The 1,706-nt window shown below is 68.6% G+C and carries 2 protein-coding genes; both read left to right on the forward strand.

All coding sequences use genetic code 11. From position 1 onward, the window contains the following. Positions 1 to 113 precede the first annotated feature (113 nt). Positions 114 to 347 (forward strand): HypC/HybG/HupF family hydrogenase formation chaperone, encoded by a 234-nt coding sequence (locus V6M57_RS13070; protein WP_332815433.1) that lies wholly within the window; start codon positions 114 to 116, stop codon positions 345 to 347. Then, positions 347 to 1,597: a hydrogenase formation protein HypD gene (hypD, locus tag V6M57_RS13075; protein ID WP_332815434.1), complete on the forward strand. Its 1,251-nt coding sequence runs from the start codon at positions 347 to 349 to the stop codon at positions 1,595 to 1,597. Before V6M57_RS13070 ends, hypD begins: the two co-directional genes overlap by 1 nt. Positions 1,598 to 1,706 lie beyond the last annotated feature (109 nt).

The following is a 1,706-nucleotide window of genomic DNA, read 5'->3' on the forward strand; positions in this document are numbered from 1 at the left end:
CCGCTCGACAAGGGCTGCGGCGACGCCGGCCTCGCGCTCGGCCAGGCCTGGGTCGCCGCCCAGCAACTGGCCGCGACCACCCCACAAGAAACACCCACGAAGGAAATCGCACCATGTGCCTAGCCATTCCCGCCCAGCTGGTGGAGCTGCGCCCCAACGACCAGGCCGTGGTGAACCTCGGCGGCATCCGCAAGGAGATCTCCATCGCCCTGGTGGCCGACGTGCAGGTGGGCGACTACGTGATCGTTCACGTGGGCCACGCCATCGGTGTGATCGACCCGGAGGAGGCCGAACGCACGCTGGCGCTGTTCGCCGAAATGCAATCGACCCTGGAAGGGGCGCCCTGATGAAATACATCGACGAATTCCGCGACGGCGGTCTTGCCCGCCAGATCGGCGCACGCATCGCCGCCGAAGCGCACCCGGACCGCCGCTACAGCTTCATGGAGTTCTGCGGCGGCCACACACACGCCATCAGCCGCTACGGCGTGCTCGAACTGCTGCCGCCCAACGTGCGCATGATCCACGGCCCGGGTTGCCCGGTCTGCGTGCTGCCCATCGGCCGCATCGACCTCGCGATCCGCCTCGCGCTGGAGCGTGGTGCCATCGTCTGTACCTACGGCGACACCATGCGCGTGCCGGCGTCGCCGGTCACCACCGCCGGGCCGCCCCAAGGTGGTGACGCCCCCCTCGGGGGGAGGGCGCCGCAGGCGACCAGGGGGTCGTCAGAGCCTTTGTCGCTCATCAAGGCCAAGGCGCGTGGCGGCGACATCCGCATGGTCTATTCGGCTGCCGACGCCATGGCCATCGCGCGCGCGAACCCGCAGCGCGAGGTGGTGTTCTTCGCCATCGGCTTCGAGACCACCACGCCGCCCACGGCACTCGCCATCCGCGACGCGGCGCGCGAGGGCCTGGCCAATTTCAGCGTCTTGTGTTGCCACGTGCTCACGCCCTCGGCCATCACCCACATCCTCGAATCGCCCGAGGTGCGCCAGCTCGGCACCGTGCCCATCGACGGCTTCATCGGCCCGGCGCACGTGAGCATCGTCATCGGCTCCGCGCCCTACGAACACTTCGCCGAGGAGTACCGCAAGCCTGTGGTGATCGCCGGCTTCGAGCCGCTGGACGTGATGCAGGCCATCCTGATGCTGGTGCGCCAGGTCAACGAGGGGCGCGCCCATGTGGAGAACGAATTCACCCGCGCCGTCACGCCCGAGGGCAACCTCAAGGCCCAGGCCCTGGTGTCCGAGGTGTTCGAGCTGAGGCCCAGCTTCGAGTGGCGCGGCCTGGGCGAGGTGCCCTACAGCGCACTCAAGATCCGCGAGGCCTTCGCGGCCTTCGACGCCGAGCGCCGCTTCGACCTGGCCTACCAGTCGGTGCCCGACAACAAGGCCTGCGAGTGCGGGGCCATCCTGCGCGGGGTGAAGAAGCCGACCGACTGCAAGATCTTCGGCACCGTCTGCACGCCCGAGAACCCGGTCGGCTCCTGCATGGTGTCCAGCGAAGGCGCCTGCGCCGCGCACTACACCTACGGCCGCTTCAGAGACATCCCCATCGTCGCCGCCAGCGCCCCTCCCATTGAAGAGGCCACCCCATGAGAACCGACATCGAGCAACCCGCCGGCGGCGAAGCGCCCGCGCCCCAGCCGGTGAAGAAAAATTACATCCGCCCGCTGGACATCAAACACGGCCGCATCGACATGAGCCA

Source organism: Ramlibacter sp. (genome assembly GCF_036676645.1).
Taxonomy (GTDB): Bacteria; Pseudomonadota; Gammaproteobacteria; order Burkholderiales; family Burkholderiaceae_C; genus Ramlibacter.